Here is a 16,612-nt window from a genome sequence, read left to right as displayed (position 1 = left end):
CATGAAGCCCGTGATCTTCGACGCGCAGCTCTACTCGTTGCCGTCGACGAACGCCTGGGTCTTCGTGAGCCTGCCCCTCGATGCCTCAGACGAGATCCGCGAACGCACCTCGGTACCGCGACCGGGATTCGGCTCCGTGTACGTCACGGCCACCATCGGCTCGACCACCTGGACAACGTCGATCTTTCCCGAATCCGGCGGCGGCCCCTACGTGCTGCCGGTGAAGAAGACGGTGCGGTTGGCAGAAGGGATCGCCGTCGGAGACACCGCCACGGTCACAGTGGAGATAGATCTCAGCAGATACTAAGCCTGGCGCTCATCGCGACGGGCGCAATCCCATTGGCAACCCAGGTGCGCCGTGGTTGTCTTGACCCATGCCCGAGATCCCCATGTTCCCTCTCGGCACGGTGCTCTTTCCCTACATGCCGGTGTCGCTGCGACTCTTCGAAGAGCGCTACCTCGTGATGCTCGCGCACATGCTCGAGGCCGAGCAGCCGCAGTTCGGCGTCGTTCTGATCGAGCGCGGCCAGGAGGTGGGCGGCGGCGAGCACCGCTTTCAGCTCGGAACCCTGGCGCTGATCAGCGAGATGGCGGGCGGCGAGGGATTCGTGGCAGTGAATGCCGAGGGCGGTTCCCGGTTCGAGGTGACCGGCTGGCTCGACGACGATCCGTATCCGCGCGCCGAGATCCGCTTTCTCGAGCCACTCGTCTGGGACGAATCACTGCGATCGCTACGCGACGACACCGAGCAGGCCGTGCGCCGGGCCCTCGCGGTGGCGAGCGAATTCACCGAGCAGCGGTGGGCATCCGTCGTCGAGCTTTCGAGCGACCCGCTCGAGGCCTGCTGGCAGCTCGCGGGCATCGCGCCCGTCGGCGAGCTCGACCAACTCTCCTTTCTCGGGGCGATCTCGATGGAGGAACTGCTGACGGCCGTTCTCGAACGGGCGACGGATGCGGCCGATTCGTTCGCCTCAGCCTGGTCGACCGGCCCCGGTCCAAACGGATCGGACGGCCTTCCGGGCGACGACTTCGAGGAGAACAGGTGAGCTCGACGAGAGCGTCCGGCATCGATACGCCGGCACCCTCGACGACCCTCTGGTTCAACGGCGCGGTGGCCTTCGTGCTCGCCGGAATCGTGGCCGTCACCGTGCACGAGCTGGCACGCTTCGTAACGGCCATCGCGCTGCAATCCCGGGCGACGCTCTACCCGAGCTACGTCGAATTCGATATCACGCAGACCCAGACGCTCATTCTCGCCTCCACCGTCGCCGCGATCACGAGCCTCGTCATGGGCCTCGCGCTCATCTTCGCGGCCCGCATCTGGGGAGCCGGCATCACCCGCCTGTTCGTCACCTGGCTCGGCTTCATCAGCGTTCAACTCGTCTTCAGTTCGCTACTGCTGGCGCCCTTCACCGGTGCGGGCGACGCGGCGACCCTGCTTTTCTGGTTCGACGCCCCTCCCTCGCTCTACTGGATCGGATTCGGGGTCGGCGCGGCGGGAACCGTGGCGCTCGCCCGCCTCTTCGCCACCCGGGTCACGGCCTACGCCGACGGCTCCGTCAGCTCCATGCGCTCCCTCGGCATCGGGTCGTGGGCCGCGGGCACCGCCGCGCTCGTCTTCGTCTACGCACTGACCTTCACGTTCACGACACGCAGCCATGCCATCGAGATGGTGAGCGACACGCTCATCGGGGTTGCGGCATCCGGAATCTTCGCGCCGCTGTTCTACCCATTCAAGGGAAAGGTACGCATAGTCAACGAGTTCTTGCGCTTTCGCAAGCCGACAGCCGCTCTGCTCTGTCTCGTCGCGGTGGGCCTCCTGCTCGTCTTCGTAGTGAACAACGGCGTGGACTTCAGGCCGAACTCAGCGCGCTGACCGTCCAGCCACAGCCGTCGCCAGTTCCTCCTCGATGATGCGCAGCGTGTCTAGCTCGGCCAACTCCTCTGCCAACCGGCGCACCCGCGCACGGTAGCGCTCATCGGCCACCACGGCGCGCACGGCCGAACCTACGGCATCCGGAGATGGAGTGCCGGTGCGCAGATTGAGACCCGCACCCGACCAGCTGACGCGCGCCGCGACCTCCGGCTTGTCTTCGGTGTCGCCCGCGACCACGAGGGGAGTGCCGGCGGCGACCGCGGCCAGCACCTCGCTGTAGTCGCCATTCGTGACGAAGACATCAGTGAGCGGCAGCAGTCTGTCATAGGGCAGCGACTCGGCGACCCGCACGTTCGAGGGAACCTCGCCGAGGCTCTCAGCGGCACGGCCTCCTGTCGAGACCACGACGAGCACGTCGTCGTTCGCAAGCGCGGAGATCGTGGGCCTGATGAGCCGATCGAAGTTGCGGTTGTCTATCGTTCCCTGGCTGACGTAGACAACGGCACGAGAACCGTCGAGATCGCTCCACCACTCGGGCAGAGGGGCACTGCCCTCGGCGGGCAGCGAACCGACGAAGCGCACGTTCGGCGAGAGATCGCTGCGTGGATACTCGAGGGCCGGTGGGCCGAGCTGGAGAAAACGGTCGAAGGCGCTTGAGATGTCCATCACGAACAGCGATGTTTTGGGCGAGCCGATCTCGACGAGCGCCTCCTGCGCCGCGCGCTGGGTGCGGCGAAAGAGCACGGAGCGCGCGAGGGCGTTGAGAACGTGGTTGCGCACGCGACCCAACGAGGTCGACGACGGCGCCATGGCGAATCCGGCGGGCGCAGTGTCACGGCTCAGCTGAGTGAAGGAGACCACTCCGATCGCCAGGATCGGTGGCCTCGGCGCACTCGAGAGGAGCACCGGCGAGATGCCTCCGAAGGCGCCGTCGACGAGCACTGCGTCGATCCGCTCACGCTGCATCACGTCACGCACCGAGCGGAACTGCGCGGGGATCGTCTTGACGAAGATGTTCTGGATGTCGTACTGCGTCTGAGCCAGCCCTCGGTACCGGTCACGGTAGGGAAGATAGCTCGGCACGTCGCGGTCGTCGAAATCGGCGCGGCCCTCGAATGCGACGAACTCCATGCCCGCGCGCTCGATCTTCTCCGCGAATCGTGTGCCGGTCATCATGATCACTCGGTTGCCACGCGACACGAGGTGCGCCCCGATCGCGATCATGGGCGTCACATGGTGGTGCACCGGTGTGCTGCAGATCAGATAGTTCGCCATGCGCTTGCCCCCGATGTCGCGACCAATGGCTATGTGGCCACTTTAGTGAGTTGAGCCGACCTCAACCCACCGCGGGGCTCAGTTCTGTCGGCGCCTGCGCATTGAGGTCAGTGCGATGTACGCACTCAGGGCGCCGCTCGCGCCCAGACCGATGCCCATCAGCGGGCCGCTCCAGTGGCCGAAGCGCTTGCGGTCGCTCACGGCGAGCTCGCCGATACCCCGGATGAACGCGGCCGCGATCACCCCGGCCACCACACGGTTGCCCACCCTCTCGACGCGCGCCACCAGCGGGTCGAGCTCGGATGCGCGCAGGTGCACCTCGATGCCGTTGCGGTCGATCACGTCGAACACCTTGCGGATCTTGTCGGGCAGCTCGATTCCGAGCTCCGCCGCCTCGAGTCCTGCTGCCGCGAGACGCCTCGCTATCGCTGCGGGCGAGAACTTCGACAGCGCGAGCTTCGTCGCATACGGCTTGAGCGCATCCCCCAGGTTGAATGTCGGATCGAGCAGCACACCCATGCCCTCGACCATCAGCAGCATGCGCAACAGCATCACGATCGACGGTTGCAGCTGCAGCCGGTTGTGTCGCAGAACGGCGAGCAGCTTGTTGATGAGCGCGGCCGTGTCGACCTCGCCGAGACCCTTGCCTCGATAGATGTCGATGAAACCCACGAGGTCTGCCCGCAACGACTCTTGATCTATCGAGGACTTCGAACTCGACAGGGCCATGAGCGCGGAGGCCATGCGATCGGGGTCGTGTCTGCTCAGCGCCATGAACAGGTCGGCGAGTTGACCGCGCAGTGTGTCGTCGATCTGGCCGACCATGCCGAAGTCGATCAGACCGATGCGCCCGCTCGCCTCGACGAAGAGGTTGCCGGGGTGCGGATCGGCGTGAAAGACGCCGTCGACGAAAACCATCTGAGCAATCGCATCGACCGCATGGACGACGATGCCGCGGCGGTCGATTCCCGCCGCATCCAGAGCCACGAGATCGTCGACCTTGATGCCGGTGATGCGTTCGAGAGTCAGTACGCGGGTCGTGCTCGTGTCCCAGAACACACGGGGAATCTGGATGGTGTCGTCACCCGCGAAGTTCGCGGCGAAGGTCTCGGCGTTGCGACCCTCGTGCGTGTAGTCGAGTTCCTCGCGCAGCGTTCGCGCGAACTCGTCAGTGATTCCGGTGATGTTGTAATCGGCGGCCAGCTTCCACTGCCGCGATGCCCGCACGGCGAGCGTGTGCAGAATCTCGAGGTCGATGGCGATATTCGTGGCGATGTCGGGGCGCTGAACCTTGACGACGACCTCGGTTCCGTCGTGCAGCGTGGCCAGGTGTGCTTGACCTATCGAGGCGCTGGCGAGCGGCTTGAGCTGGAAGCTCGCGAACACTTTGTCCGGCTGATCGCCGAGCTCCTCGACGATGAGGCGCTTGATGACGGCGGCCGGCACGACCGGCGCCCTGTCTTGCAGCTTCGCAAGTTCGGTGAGGTAGGCAGGAGGCAGGACGTCGGAGCGCGTCGAGAGCACCTGACCGAGCTTCACGAACGTCGGGCCGAGTTCTTCGAGCGCCCGTCGGAGGTTCTCGGGATTGCTGGCTCGCGTCTGCTCCTGCGCGGCCGGCTCGAAGCGGTCGAGCCCGGTTGCGCCGATGATGAAGCTGAGCCCGTGCCGACTCAGCACACTGGCGATCTCCCGGTAGCGCTCGAGCCGCGTTCCGACGGCTGCGGCGATCGGATTAGCCACGAGCTGCTCCCTGTGCCTCGGTCATGCGCCCATCCTCCCATGCGCTCGGCCACTAGTCTCGAGGGAGCTCACCGACGGGCACGCAACAACCGGCGAGCAGCCGGGCAAGGGAAACGAACGAACATGGCACAACTCTGGACACTTCACGGCGACGGCAAGAACGTCGAAGCGGATGCCGTGGTCAAGCCGGGTGAGCGGCTCACCTGGCCCCGCATGATCGGCCTCGGCGGCCAGCATGTCGTCGCTATGTTCGGCGCGACCTTCCTGGTTCCGGTGCTCACCGGCTTCCCTCCCGCGACGACGCTGCTCTTCTCCGGCATCGGCACCCTGCTGTTCCTGCTGATCACGAAGAACCGGCTTCCGAGCTACCTGGGCTCCTCGTTCGCGTTCATCGCCCCGATCACGGCGGCCGTCGCGAGCACGGGCATGGGCGGCGCTCTCTTCGGCATCCTCGCCGTCGGCGCGCTTCTCGCCCTGGTCGGCGTGGTGGTTCTCATCACCGGCATCGGCTGGATCAACGCACTCATGCCGCCCGTCGTCTCGGGTGCGATCGTGGCCCTCATCGGCTTCAACCTGGCGCCCGCCGCGAAGAACAACTTCCAGCTCGCTCCCCTCACGGCGCTCATCACCCTGGCCGCGGTGATCTTCTCGACCGTGCTGTTCAAGGGCATGCTCGCCCGCCTGTCGATCTTCATCGGCGTCGTTGTGGGCTACATCGCCGCCGTCATCGCGGGTGAGGTCGACTTCTCGACGGTCGGCGACGCCGCCTGGGTGGGACTCCCCCAGTTCGCCCTCCCGGCGAACCCGTTCGCCGACTCCGCGGTCTGGGGCGTGCTCCCCGCCTTCCTCCCGGTCGTGCTGGTGCTCGTCGCCGAAAACGTGGGCCACATCCGCGGGGTCGCCCAGATGACCGAGTCGCCCGAAGTGAACAGGCTCACTGGCCGCGCCCTGCTGGCCGATGGCCTGGGCACGGTACTCGCCGGCTTCGGCGGCGGATCGGGAACCACTACGTACGGCGAGAACATCGGCGTGATGGCCGCGACCCGCATCTACTCCACCGCCGCGTACTGGATCGCCGGCGCCGTCGCCATCCTCCTCGGACTCTCGCCCAAGGTCGGCGCCGTCATCAACACGATCCCGGCCGGCGTGCTCGGTGGCGTGACGACGGCCCTCTACGGCCTGATCGGCATCATCGGCGTGAAGATCTGGCTCGACAACAAAGTCGACTTCTCGAAGCCCGTCAACCAGTTCACGGCAGCGACGGCGCTGATCATCGGCATCGCCGACTTCACCCTGAACGCCGGCTCGGTCACCTTCAACGGCATCGCGCTCGGCACGGTCGCCGCCATCGTGATCTACCACGCGATGACCGCGGTTGCCCGGCTGCGCGGCACGGATGGCGGCCCGCGCGACGCCTGAGCACCAGACGGCCGGTCACGACCAGGGAAGCCTCAGGTACTCCAGCTCGGCTCCGGCCTCGGCGCCCGCACTCGAGCAGACCAGCACCCCGGATGCGTCGGCGAGGCCCCGCAGCATCGCCGACCCGATGAACGCGCTCGGCCGCGCGTGCCCGCCGTCGACGCGGAACGGAATGAGCCGCGTCTCGCCGCGACCCGGGGGCACGGCCTGAGCCAACCGGATGCGCGACGGCTCGACGACTCGCCCACCCGACAGCGCGGCCAGCACGGGCTCGGCCAGGGTGAGCAGCCCCATCATCGCCGCGAGCGGATTGCCCGGGAGCCCGATCAGCAGTCGCCCGTCGTCGAGTCGGGCCAGCAGGCTCGGACCGCCGGGACGCATCTCGACCCCGCCGATCAGGATGCTCGCGCCCAGCCGCGAGAGTGCCGCGCGCAGGTGGTCTGCCGACGACGAGCCCGTGCCACCCGTCGTGATGACCACGTCGCTGGCGGTCGGCTCTGCAGATAGAGCGCTCGCGAGCACCTCGAGGTTGTCGCCCACGCGGGCCTGGCGAACGACCTCGCCGCTCAGAAGGCCGACAAATGCCGGCAGCTGCGGCCCGAAACTGTCTCGCACGGCGCCGGGACCCGGGATGCCGTGGGTCACCACCTCGTCGCCCGTGAGCACAAGAGCCACCCGGCCTCGTGACCGCACGACGAGCTCGTCAGCTCCGCACGCGGCGGCGACCGCGATATGCGCGGGATTCACCCGCACGCCCGGCTCGATCGCCACGTCGCCTCGGTGGAACTCCTCGCCCGCAGGCCTGATGTGCTGACCGGCAAACGGCTCGATCGACGCCCGCAGTTCGCCGCCGACGACCTCGCCCGCCTCGCTGCGCAGCACCGCGTCGGCAGCCTCGGGAATGAGTCCACCGGTCACGATCGCGCGCGCCTCATTCGCGCCGAGCGCGGCGTCCCGAGCCTCAGCCGCAGCCCGCAGCACCCAGGGACCCGACCCCCAAACGGCCCAGCCATCCATCGCCGACGACGCGTAGTGCGGAACGTCGCAGAGCGCGATCACGGGCTCGGCGAGAACCCGCCCGACCGCCGCGGAGAGCGGAACGGAGACCGGCGGCAACGGCGACCCGGCGGCGAAGGCGGCCTCGCGGGCCTCAGCCCAGCCGGCGCGCTGCCCGCCCGAAGCCGCGCTCACCTTTCGAGGCTGCGCGCGAGATCGACGGCGATCCCGGCCGCCCGCGCGGTGGCCTGCTCGCCGCTCACGTCGTCGAGCGCAGCGGCGCGGCCTGCGGCGTAGCCCACCAGGTAGGTGGTGAGCGGAGCCGCCGGGCGCAGCACCGCGTGCGCCGCGACCCCCGCGAGCGCCAGCACCGCGTCGATGTCGACCTCGAGGTCGGAGACTCCCAGCTCACGAGCGAGGGAGGAGCTCCAGCGTTCCAGGGTCTCGGTCATCTCGGCCACCTCCTCCGGCGATCGTGAGGGCTTCGCCGGCTTCTCGGTGTCGGGTTTCTCGGTCAGGCGGTCGTCGCTCATGTTCGACTCCTCTGCTCGTCGGTGGATGGAGTGTGCTCGGCGTTCACGATGCCGAAGTCGGCGGCGTCGGCCCACGTGTCGACGTCGCGCGTCGAGCCCGCCGTGTCTGCCAGCTCCCGCAGGTCGAGGCTCGAGATGAGCGCGCGCATCGACGCTCCGTCGAGGGTGCCGGATGCGCGCAGCCCCGCGACCGCATCGGCCAGCGCCGGGCGGCCGTAGACGGCGGCGAGCGGCTGCCGCATGCCGGAGGAATCGAGCAGCAGCACTCCGTCGGAGCCGGCCAGAGGCAACGACTCGGCGAGCGCGGAGACGGCGCGGGCGACCTCGGGCATGTCGCACGCGAGCACCAACACGACATCGGCCGCGGGCGACTGCTGCTCGTCGAGGGCGCGCATGCCTGCGCCGATCGCTGCCGCGGGGCCGCCGAACGGAGGGTCTTCGCGCGTGAACCGCACGCGCGCATCCCGGCCCGGCGCATCCGGCGCATCAGGCCCGACGACGACCACGCGCCGCGCACCGACCTGCAGAGAGGCGCCGACCGTGTTCTGCAGCAGCGTCGCGCCGTGCCAGAGCAGCTGCGCCTTGGGCTCGCCCGAGAGACGGGAGGACCTTCCGCCCGCGAGCACGATCGCGTCGAGCAGCATTCAATCAGCCTACGAGATACCGAGTCGCTGAGATGCTGCGGCCAGCCCTGTCGGAGGCAGGGAATCGATGATAAGCCTGCTGTATGGGCAGAATCACCGTACGTCGTCGTGTCACCCGCCTCACGGTCGGGGGCAGCAAGAGTGTGCGTGAAGACGTACTCGCCGCCGAGGAGCCGCTCGAGATCAGGGTGGGCGGCCAGTCGCTCGCGATCACGATGCGCACTCCGGGCGACGACATCGACCTTGCCGCGGGCTTTCTCGTCTCTGAGGGCGTCATCTCGAGCGGAGAGCAGTTCTCGGCGGCACGCTACTGCGCCGGCGCCACAGACGAGGGGCTGAACACCTACAACGTTCTCGACGTCACGCTCGCCCCGGGCGTCGCACCGCCCGACCCGAGCCTGCAGCGCAATTTCTTCACCACGAGCTCGTGCGGGCTCTGCGGCAAGGCGTCGATCGACGCGGTGCGCACGACGTCGGCGTACACGAGCGAATCGGATGCCCTCCGCATCGAGGCCGCGCTGCTCACGACGTTCCCGGATCGGCTTCGCGAGCAGCAGGCCGTGTTCGACAAGACCGGCGGGCTGCACGCCGCCGCCCTCTTCGACGGAGCGACGGGCGAGTTGCTCGTGCTGCGCGAAGACGTGGGCCGACACAACGCGGTCGACAAGGTGATCGGCTGGGCCACCCGCGAGAACCTGCTGCCGCTACGCGGAACCGTGCTTATGGTGTCGGGCCGGGCGAGCTTCGAGCTGATGCAGAAGGCCTCGATGGCGGGCGTCCCGATGCTCGCCGCCGTGTCGGCTCCTTCGTCGCTCGCCGCAGAGCTCGCGAGCGAGCTGGGCATCACCCTCGTCGGCTTCCTGCGCGGCGACTCCATGGTCATCTACGCAGGTGCCGAGCGGGTCCTAGAATCGGCCCCTCTCGAATCGGCCCCTCTCGAGTCCGACCTTCCACCTATCGAAAACCTCCCTAGTGAAAGCATCGGTGTCGCATGACGACCACTCCTCCCCGCGAAGATGACAGCCAGCTCGAGGTCGGACACCGCGAGACCTGGGCCGTCGGCGTTCCGGGAATCGTGCACTCGATGGTTCCCGCGATCGAGGGTATGGGCGTGGCCCGCACCGCGAAGCTGATGCTCGGCCTCAACCAGAAAGACGGGTACGACTGCCCGAGCTGCGCCTGGCCCGACCCCGACAGGCGCAAGGCCGCCGAATTCTGCGAAAACGGCGCCAAGGCGGTCACCTGGGAGGCGACTCCCATCGCGGTGCCCCGCAGCTTCTGGGGGCAGCACTCCATCGACGACCTGCTCACCCGCTCCGAGCACTGGCTCGGAATGCAGGGCCGGCTCGTGGAACCCGTCTACAAGCCCGCGGGCAAGAACCACTACGAGCCCGTGAGCTGGGAGAAGGCGTTCGAGATCATCGCGTCGCACCTCAACGAACTCGAGTCCCCCGACGAGGCGGCGTTCTACACGAGCGGACGCACCGCCAACGAGACGGCGTTCGCCTACCAGCTCTTCGTGCGCGCCTTCGGCACCAACAATCTGCCCGACTGCTCGAACATGTGCCACGAGTCCACCGGAACCGCCATGGGCGAGACCCTCGGCGTGGGCAAGTCCACCATCGCCTACGACGACTTCGAAGACACCGACCTCATCATCGTGATGGGCCAGAACCCGGGCACCAACCATCCGCGCATGCTCACCGCGCTCGAAGACGCCAAGCGCAAGGGTGCCAAGATCGTCGCCATCAATCCACTGCCCGAGGCCGGGCTCATGCGCTACAAGAATCCGCAGCGCCCGCGCGGAATCGTGGGCCACGGCACGAAGATCGCCGACCAGTTCGTGCACATCCGGCTCGGCGGCGACATGGCGCTTATGCAGGCGCTGTCGAAGCGGGTTCTGGATGCCGAACGTGCGGCCCCGGGAACGGTTCTGGACCACGAATTCCTGGCCGAGCACTGCTCCGGGCTCGAGGAGTTCATGGCACATATCGATCATCTCGACGAGGCGGACGTTCTCGAGGCGACCGGACTGACGGCATCCGAGATCGATGAGTTGGCCGAGCGCTACATCACCGCCGACCGGGTGATCATCACGTGGGCCATGGGCATCACGCAGCAGAAGAAGGCCGTGAGTACGATCAAGGAGATCGTGAATCTGCTGCTGCTTCGCGGCAACATGGGCAAGCCGGGTGCGGGGGCATCACCCATCCGGGGTCACAGCAACGTGCAGGGCGACCGCACGATGGGCATCTGGGAGAAGATGCCGGATGCGTTCCTCGATGCGCTGCAGAAGGAGTTCGAATTCGATCCGCCGCGCAAGCACGGACTCGACTCGGTGAACGCCATGAAGGCGATGGCCCGCGGAGACATCAAGGTGTGGTTCGCGATGGGCGGCAATCTCGTGGCCGCCATCTCTGACAGTCAGGTGGCCGAGGCCGCCATGCGCGGAACGCGACTCACCGTGCAGGTGTCGACCAAGCTCAACCGCTCGCACGCTGTGATCGGCGAGGAGGCGCTCATTCTGCCGACAAAGGGGCGCACGGAGCTCGACCGGCAGGCATCCGGCCTTCAGTTCGTGAGCGTCGAAGACACCGTCTGCGCCGTGCACGCGTCGAGCGGAAAGGTCGAGCCGATCTCGAACCACCTCTTGTCGGAGATGGCCATCGTGAGTCGGCTCGCGCGCGCCGTTCTCGGAGACGAGTCGCCCATCGACTGGGCCGGCTTCGAGGCGAACTACGATCTGATCCGCGACCACATCGCCAACGTCGTTCCCGGCTTCGAGAACTTCAACGAGCGCATCCGCAACATCGACGGTTTCGTGCTGCCGAACGGGCCTCGCGACAGCCGCACGTTCAACACGCTCACGGGCCGGGCCATGATCACGGTGAACCACCTCGAGCCCGTGGTGCGCCCCGAGGGAACGCTGCTGCTGCAGACCCTGCGCTCGCACGACCAGTACAACACCACGATCTACAGCCTCAACGACCGCTATCGCGGCATCAAGAAGGGCCGCAGCGTGGTGTTCGTGAACCCGCTCGATCTCGACGAGCTCGGCCTCGAAGACGGGCAGCTGGTCGACGTGTTCAGCGAGTGGAACGACGGGATCGAGAGGGTGCTGCGCTCGTATCGGGTGGTGTCGTACCCGAGTGCCCGGGGCTGCGCCGCGGCGTACTACCCCGAGGCGAACGTGCTCGTGCCGCTCGACTCGGTGACCGACGAGAGCAACACCCCGGTGTCGAAGGCCGTCGTGGTGCGCCTGGTGCCCGCGGCGGCGCTCGTTCCCTGAGCCGGCCCGTTCGACAAGCTCAGGGAACGCAGGTTTCTTACAGGCCGAAGGCTGCGCCCGCCTTGGCGAGCGGCTTCGTGCCGCCCTCGGCCGTGAGGCCGGTCCACTCGTCTTCGCCACCGACGTGGGTGGATGCGACGGCGCCCTTCGCGCGGGCCGCGGCGACACGCTCGGCGTGGCTCGGCGGGTTGCTAGGAACGCCCTCGGCACGCTTGGAGTCGTTCTCCTTGCGAAGCGCGGGAACGATCTCCTCGGCGAGGATGTCGATCTGCTCGAGCACTGTCTTCAGCGGCAGACCCGCGTGATCGATGAGGAACAGCTGGCGCTGGTAGTCGCCCACGTGATCGCGCATGGCGGCGTAGCGGTCGATGACCTCCTGCGGCGATCCCACGGTGAGCGGGGTCTGCGCGGTGAAGTCCTCCATCGACGGGCCGTGTCCATAGACGGGCGCGTTGTCGAAGTACGGGCGGAACTCATCCTTCGCCGCCTGCGAGTTCTTGCGGGCGAAGAACTGCCCGCCGAGCCCGACGATCGCCTGGTCGGCGCGGCCGTGACCGTAGCTCTCGTAACGGCTGCGGTAGAGCTTGACCATCTGCTCGGTGTGCTGAATGGGCCAGAAGATGTTGTTGTGGAAGAAGCCGTCGCCGTAATAGGCGGCCTGCTCGGCGATCTGGGGGCTGCGGATCGATCCGTGCCAGACGAACGGAGGAACTCCGTCGAGGGGGCGCGGCGTCGACGTGAAGCCCTGCAGCGGGGTGCGGAAGTTTCCGGCCCAGTCGACGACCTCCTCCTCCCAGAGGCGGCGCAGCAGGGCGTAGTTCTCTGTCGCGAGCTCGAGACCCTTGCGAATGTCCTTGCCGAACCAGGGATAGACCGGCCCGGTGTTGCCGCGGCCCATCATGAGGTCCATACGACCGTCGCTGATGACCTGGAGCATCGCGTAGTCCTCGGCGATCTTCACCGGATCGTTCGTGGTGATCAGTGTCGTCGAGGTGCTGAGCACGATGTCTTTGGTCACGCCGGCGAGGTAGCCCAGCATGGTGGTCGGCGAGGAGGCGACGAACGGCGGGTTGTGGTGCTCACCGGTGGCGAAGACGTCGAGGCCCGCCTGGTCGGCGTGCTGGGCGATCGTGAGAATCGCCTTGGTGCGCTCGGTGTCGTCCGGCGTGCGGCCCGTGGTCGGGTCAGTCGTCACATCGCTGACGGTGAAGATTCCGAATTGCATTGTCAACCACTCCTCAAACTTTTCTATGCGTTTGCATATATGTGAGTGAGAACGCGGGCTACCGAAAAACTATTCCCATCCGTTCCCTGAGCCTGTCGAAGGGCCCTTCGACAAGCTCAGGGAACGATCCGCAGCAGCTACGCCGCGTCGAGGTAGCCGTTCGGGTTGAGCACGTACTTCGTGGCCGCTCCCGCGTCGAACTCCGCGTAGCCGCGAGGTGCGTCGTCGAGCGAGATCGCTTTCGCGTTCACGTTCTTGGCGATGTGCACGCGGTCGTGCAGGATCGCCTGCATCAGACCGTAGTTGTACTTCATCACCGGGCACTGGCCCGTGGTGAACGACAGCGACTTGGCCCAACCGGTTCCCAGGCTGAGTGAGAGCGAACCCTTCTTCGCCGCCTCGTCCACTCCGCCCGGGTCACCCGTGACGTACAGTCCCGGAATGCCCAGCGCTCCGCCGGCAGCCGTCACATCCATCAGCGAGTTCAGCACCGTCGCGGGCGCCTCACCACCGCCATGACCCCTGGCCTCGAAGCCCACCGCATCGACACCGCAGTCGACCTCGGGAACGCCGAGGATCTGCTCGATCTGGTCGACGAGCTCGCCGGCGCCCAGATTGACCGTCTCGCATCCGAAGCTGCGCGCCTGCGCCAGGCGATCGTCGTTGAAGTCGCCGACGATCACCGCCGCCGCTCCGAGAAGCAGAGCGCTCGTCGCGGCTGCGAGCCCGACAGGGCCGGCGCCCGCGACGTACACGGTCGAGCCCACTCCGACGCCCGCCGTGACCGCTCCGTGGAATCCGGTCGGGAAGATGTCCGACAGCATCGTGAGGTCCATGATCTTCTCGAGCGCCTGATCGCGATCGGGGAACTTCAGCAGGTTCCAGTCGGCATAGGGAACCAGAACGAACTCTGCCTGCCCGCCGACCCATCCGCCCATGTCGACGTAGCCGTAGGCGCTACCGGGCCGGTCGGGGTTCACATTGAGGCAGATGCCCGTCTTGCGCTCCTTGCAGTTTCGACAGCGACCGCAGGCGATGTTGAAAGGAACACTCACGATGTCGCCGACCTTGATGAACTCGACCCCGGGGCCGACTTCGACGACTTCGCCGGTGATCTCGTGACCGAGAACGAGGTTCACGGGGGCGGTCGTGCGGCCTCGAACCATGTGCTGATCCGAGCCGCAGATGTTCGTGGCGATCGTTCTGATGATCGCTCCGTGCGGCACCTTGCGACCGACGTTCGCGGGGTTCACCCCTGGCCCGTCTTTCAACTCGAAGACGGGATAGTCGATGTCGATGACCTCGACTTCGCCCGGTCCTTTGTATGCGACTGCTCTGTTTCCTGCCATGCGGATCTCCTTTGATCGTGTGCCCCGAAACGAGGGGCATCGCTAGGCTGAGTCTATGTCGCACACATGGAATTCAATAGAGAACTCCTTGATTCGAATCCTCCTCATTCGGCACGCCGAGTCCACTGCGAACGAATCCGGCATCCTGTCGACGACCCAGCCCGGCCCCGAACTCACCGCTCGTGGCCGCGAACAGGCCGAAGCCCTCGCCGACGCGCTGCGTGACGTGCCTCTCGACGGCCTCTACGCATCCACTCTTCACCGCACCCAGCTCACGGCCGAGCCCCTGGCGCGCCAGACGGGCCTGTCCGTGACGGTGATCGGGGGCATCCACGAGATCGAGGCGGGCGACCTCGAAGACCGCAGCGACCACGAGGCGATGTCGGCATACGCGCTGCCAATGCAGGTCTGGGCGCAGGGCGACTTCACGGCCACCGTTCCCGGCGGATTCAGTGGCGACCACTTCTTCGAGCGCTTCGACCGCGGCATCGCCGAGATCTGGCAGTCTCACCAGACTTCATCGGGCGACCGACCGGATGGCGACACGGTCGCGATCGTCGACCACGACGCCGCGATCCGCGTGTGGGTGGCCGGCCGAGCAGACAATCTCGGCCCCGAGTTCACATCGACCCACGGCCTGGCGAACACGGGCATCGTGGTGCTCACCGGCAGCCCCACCGCGGGATGGCACGTGGAGACCTGGCAGGGCGAGCCTGTGGCGTGATCCCCGGCCTCACCCGGCATCCGCGCCCCTGCGGCGCATTCGCTGCCGGCCGACTGGCGGCATCCGTACCGAACGGGCGCGGATTCGTAGCGCGGCTCAGTAGCCCAGGCCCGCGAGAGCCGCCTCCGCGGCACGTGCGATCAGAGCGTTGTCGTAGTCGGCATCTTCGGTGGGGCGGTTCGACATCACGACGAGCACGATCGGCGAACCACTCGGGGGCCACAGAAGTGCGATGTCGTTGCGTGTGCCATACGCCCCGGCGCCCGACTTGTCTGCGACCGACCATCCGGCATCCAGACCCGCGGTGATCAACTCGGCACCGGTGGCGTTGCCGGTCATCCAATCGATGAGCTGCGACTGCTGCGCCGCCCCCAGAGCATCGGTGGTGAGGAGCGTCGCGAGATCGAGCGCGAACGCGCGCGGAGTCGTCGTGTCGCGGGTGTCGCCAGGGATCGCGCTGTTGAGCTCTGTCTCGATACGGTCGGAGCTGCTCGTGGTGTCGCCGAGCTCACGCAGAGCCTGGGTGAATCCCTCAGGCCCGCCGAGGCGTTCGAGCATGATGTTGCCGGCGGTGTTGTCACTGAATCGCACGGCGGCCTCGGCCACCGCACGCAGCGTCATGCCGTTGTCGACGTTCGCCTCGGTGACCGGCGAGTTCGGAAGCAGATCACCCGCGTCGTAGGTGATGAGTCCGTCGAGTTCATCGTCGGACACCGTCTTCAGGAGGATTCCGGCCGCGAGGGCCTTGAAGGTCGAGGCGTAGGCGAACCTCTCATCGGCACGATAGGCGACCTCGGCTCGAGTGTCCGGATCGAGCGCGTAGATGCCGAGGCGAGCGTCGAACTCCTGCTCGAGCTGCGCGAAGGCGGGCGTGGGGTCGCTCGGCGCTGTCGGCGACGCCGAGGTCGCGGGCGCAGACACGGTCTGCGATGCTGCTGGGGCCTCGGATGCCGCGCATCCGCCCAGCAGCACGAGAACGGCCACGCCTGCCGCGACCCCCAGACCGCCGGATCGGATGCGATGCGCAGGTCGGGAGCTCGATCTCATTCCTCGAGTGTGCCAGCCCGGCCGCACGCTGTCACATGGGGGTGCGCGGGGTGCTCTTCGGCAGACTCAGGGAACGCGGGCGGCTACCGCGGAGTGAGCCTGAAGACCGGAATGACGCGCTCGCCCGCCTTGACCTGATAGTCGGCGAAGCCGGGTGCGACCGCCACGACCTGGTTCCAGGCGGCGTCGCGCTCGTCGCCGTGCAGTTCATGAGCCGTGACGTCGACCAGGCCTTGCGGGGTCTCGATGGTGATGTCGGGGTTCTCGATGAGATTGAAATACCAGGCCGGGTGCTCCGGCGCTCCGGCCTTCGACGCGTAGACGACCCAGGAGTCTTCATCGCGCAGCGCCATCGTCGGTGCCACCCGTTCCTCACCGGTGCGCGCACCCCGCGTGTGCAGCAGAATCAGCTTGTCGCCGAAGCCAGCGGTCTCGACGTGGCCGCCATTGTCGCGAAACTCCTGAATGATCTGGTCGTTGAAACTGCTCATGTTC

At 67.1% G+C, this 16,612-nt stretch carries 16 protein-coding genes; 7 read left to right on the top strand and 9 right to left on the bottom strand.

The features are described 5' to 3' along the window. Window position 1: 1 nt before the first annotated feature. The 3 genes from TZ00_RS03900 to TZ00_RS03890 all read left to right on the top strand — a co-directional run bounded on the left by TZ00_RS03900 (window position 2) and on the right by TZ00_RS03890 (window position 1,876). A complete protein-coding gene (locus TZ00_RS03900) occupies window positions 2-307 on the top strand; it encodes a DUF1905 domain-containing protein (protein WP_044439507.1) in 306 nt (101 codons plus the stop codon). Between the two features lie 67 nt (window positions 308-374). Then, entirely contained in the window at window positions 375-1,046 is a 672-nt protein-coding gene (locus TZ00_RS03895; protein ID WP_084605905.1) for an LON peptidase substrate-binding domain-containing protein, read from the top strand. Beyond that, a complete protein-coding gene (locus TZ00_RS03890) occupies window positions 1,043-1,876 on the top strand; it encodes a hypothetical protein (RefSeq protein WP_044439505.1) in 834 nt (277 codons plus the stop codon). The genes TZ00_RS03895 and TZ00_RS03890 overlap by 4 nt, the downstream gene beginning before the upstream one ends. Here the strand turns inward: TZ00_RS03890 and TZ00_RS03885 are convergent. Beyond that, window positions 1,865-3,151, bottom strand: coding sequence for a glycosyltransferase (locus tag TZ00_RS03885; protein WP_044439503.1), 1,287 nt, complete (start codon window positions 3,149-3,151; stop codon window positions 1,865-1,867). The two genes, TZ00_RS03890 and TZ00_RS03885, sit on opposite strands and share 12 nt — an antisense overlap. Window positions 3,152-3,229: 78 nt before the next feature. Further along, window positions 3,230-4,891 carry an ABC1 kinase family protein gene (locus TZ00_RS03880; RefSeq protein WP_238579574.1) on the bottom strand — a complete coding sequence of 554 codons (1,662 nt, stop codon included), beginning with the start codon at window positions 4,889-4,891 and terminating at the stop codon, window positions 3,230-3,232. A gap of 123 nt (window positions 4,892-5,014) precedes the next feature. Here TZ00_RS03880 and TZ00_RS03875 point away from each other — a divergent pair, with 123 nt between their 5' ends. After that, window positions 5,015-6,310, top strand: coding sequence for a uracil-xanthine permease family protein (locus TZ00_RS03875; RefSeq protein WP_044439501.1), 1,296 nt, complete (start codon window positions 5,015-5,017; stop codon window positions 6,308-6,310). A 15-nt stretch (window positions 6,311-6,325) separates the two neighbouring features. On the opposite strand, the gene TZ00_RS03870 is transcribed toward TZ00_RS03875, so the two are convergent. Genes TZ00_RS03870 through mobA form a run of 3 tightly spaced genes read right to left on the bottom strand, consistent with a single transcriptional unit; the run spans window position 6,326 to window position 8,483 of the window. Further along, window positions 6,326-7,501, bottom strand: a complete 1,176-nt coding sequence (locus TZ00_RS03870; RefSeq protein ID WP_044439498.1) for a molybdopterin molybdotransferase MoeA — start codon at window positions 7,499-7,501, stop codon at window positions 6,326-6,328. Next, a complete protein-coding gene (locus TZ00_RS03865) occupies window positions 7,498-7,839 on the bottom strand; it encodes a DUF6457 domain-containing protein (protein WP_238579573.1) in 342 nt (113 codons plus the stop codon). Before TZ00_RS03865 ends, TZ00_RS03870 begins: the two co-directional genes overlap by 4 nt. Then, a complete protein-coding gene (gene mobA / locus TZ00_RS03860; protein ID WP_044439496.1) occupies window positions 7,836-8,483 on the bottom strand; it encodes a molybdenum cofactor guanylyltransferase in 648 nt (215 codons plus the stop codon). Before mobA ends, TZ00_RS03865 begins: the two co-directional genes overlap by 4 nt. Before the next feature lie 83 nt (window positions 8,484-8,566). Between mobA and fdhD the strand changes: the two genes are divergently transcribed. Together fdhD and TZ00_RS03850 are read left to right on the top strand one after the other, a co-directional pair. Then, on the top strand, window positions 8,567-9,478 hold the full coding sequence (fdhD, locus tag TZ00_RS03855) for a formate dehydrogenase accessory sulfurtransferase FdhD (protein WP_084605904.1): 912 nt from the start codon (window positions 8,567-8,569) through the stop codon (window positions 9,476-9,478). Then, a complete protein-coding gene (locus tag TZ00_RS03850) occupies window positions 9,475-11,772 on the top strand; it encodes an FdhF/YdeP family oxidoreductase (RefSeq protein ID WP_044439493.1) in 2,298 nt (765 codons plus the stop codon). The genes fdhD and TZ00_RS03850 overlap by 4 nt, the downstream gene beginning before the upstream one ends. A gap of 37 nt (window positions 11,773-11,809) precedes the next feature. Here TZ00_RS03850 and TZ00_RS03845 read toward each other — a convergent pair whose 3' ends face one another. Both TZ00_RS03845 and fdhA read right to left on the bottom strand, forming a co-directional pair. Further along, window positions 11,810-12,997 carry an LLM class flavin-dependent oxidoreductase gene (locus TZ00_RS03845; protein WP_044439491.1) on the bottom strand — a complete coding sequence of 396 codons (1,188 nt, stop codon included), beginning with the start codon at window positions 12,995-12,997 and terminating at the stop codon, window positions 11,810-11,812. Between the two features lie 137 nt (window positions 12,998-13,134). Continuing rightward, window positions 13,135-14,346, bottom strand: coding sequence for a formaldehyde dehydrogenase, glutathione-independent (fdhA, locus tag TZ00_RS03840; protein WP_044439489.1), 1,212 nt, complete (start codon window positions 14,344-14,346; stop codon window positions 13,135-13,137). Between the two features lie 88 nt (window positions 14,347-14,434). Here fdhA and TZ00_RS03835 point away from each other — a divergent pair, with 88 nt between their 5' ends. Beyond that, a complete protein-coding gene (locus TZ00_RS03835) occupies window positions 14,435-15,070 on the top strand; it encodes a histidine phosphatase family protein (protein WP_202965819.1) in 636 nt (211 codons plus the stop codon). Between the two features lie 96 nt (window positions 15,071-15,166). On the opposite strand, the gene bla is transcribed toward TZ00_RS03835, so the two are convergent. Together bla and TZ00_RS03825 are read right to left on the bottom strand one after the other, a co-directional pair. Next, window positions 15,167-16,117 carry a class A beta-lactamase gene (bla, locus tag TZ00_RS03830; protein ID WP_084605903.1) on the bottom strand — a complete coding sequence of 317 codons (951 nt, stop codon included), beginning with the start codon at window positions 16,115-16,117 and terminating at the stop codon, window positions 15,167-15,169. 83 nt (window positions 16,118-16,200) lie between these two features. Continuing rightward, window positions 16,201-16,608 carry a nitroreductase/quinone reductase family protein gene (locus TZ00_RS03825; protein WP_044440222.1) on the bottom strand — a complete coding sequence of 136 codons (408 nt, stop codon included), beginning with the start codon at window positions 16,606-16,608 and terminating at the stop codon, window positions 16,201-16,203. Window positions 16,609-16,612 lie beyond the last annotated feature (4 nt).

Origin of the sequence: Agreia bicolorata, assembly GCF_000938265.1 — a bacterium.
GTDB lineage: Bacteria > Actinomycetota > Actinomycetes > Actinomycetales > Microbacteriaceae > Agreia > Agreia bicolorata.
Note: the sequence above shows the minus strand (reverse complement) of the source record. Positions and strands in the feature narration are given on the sequence as shown.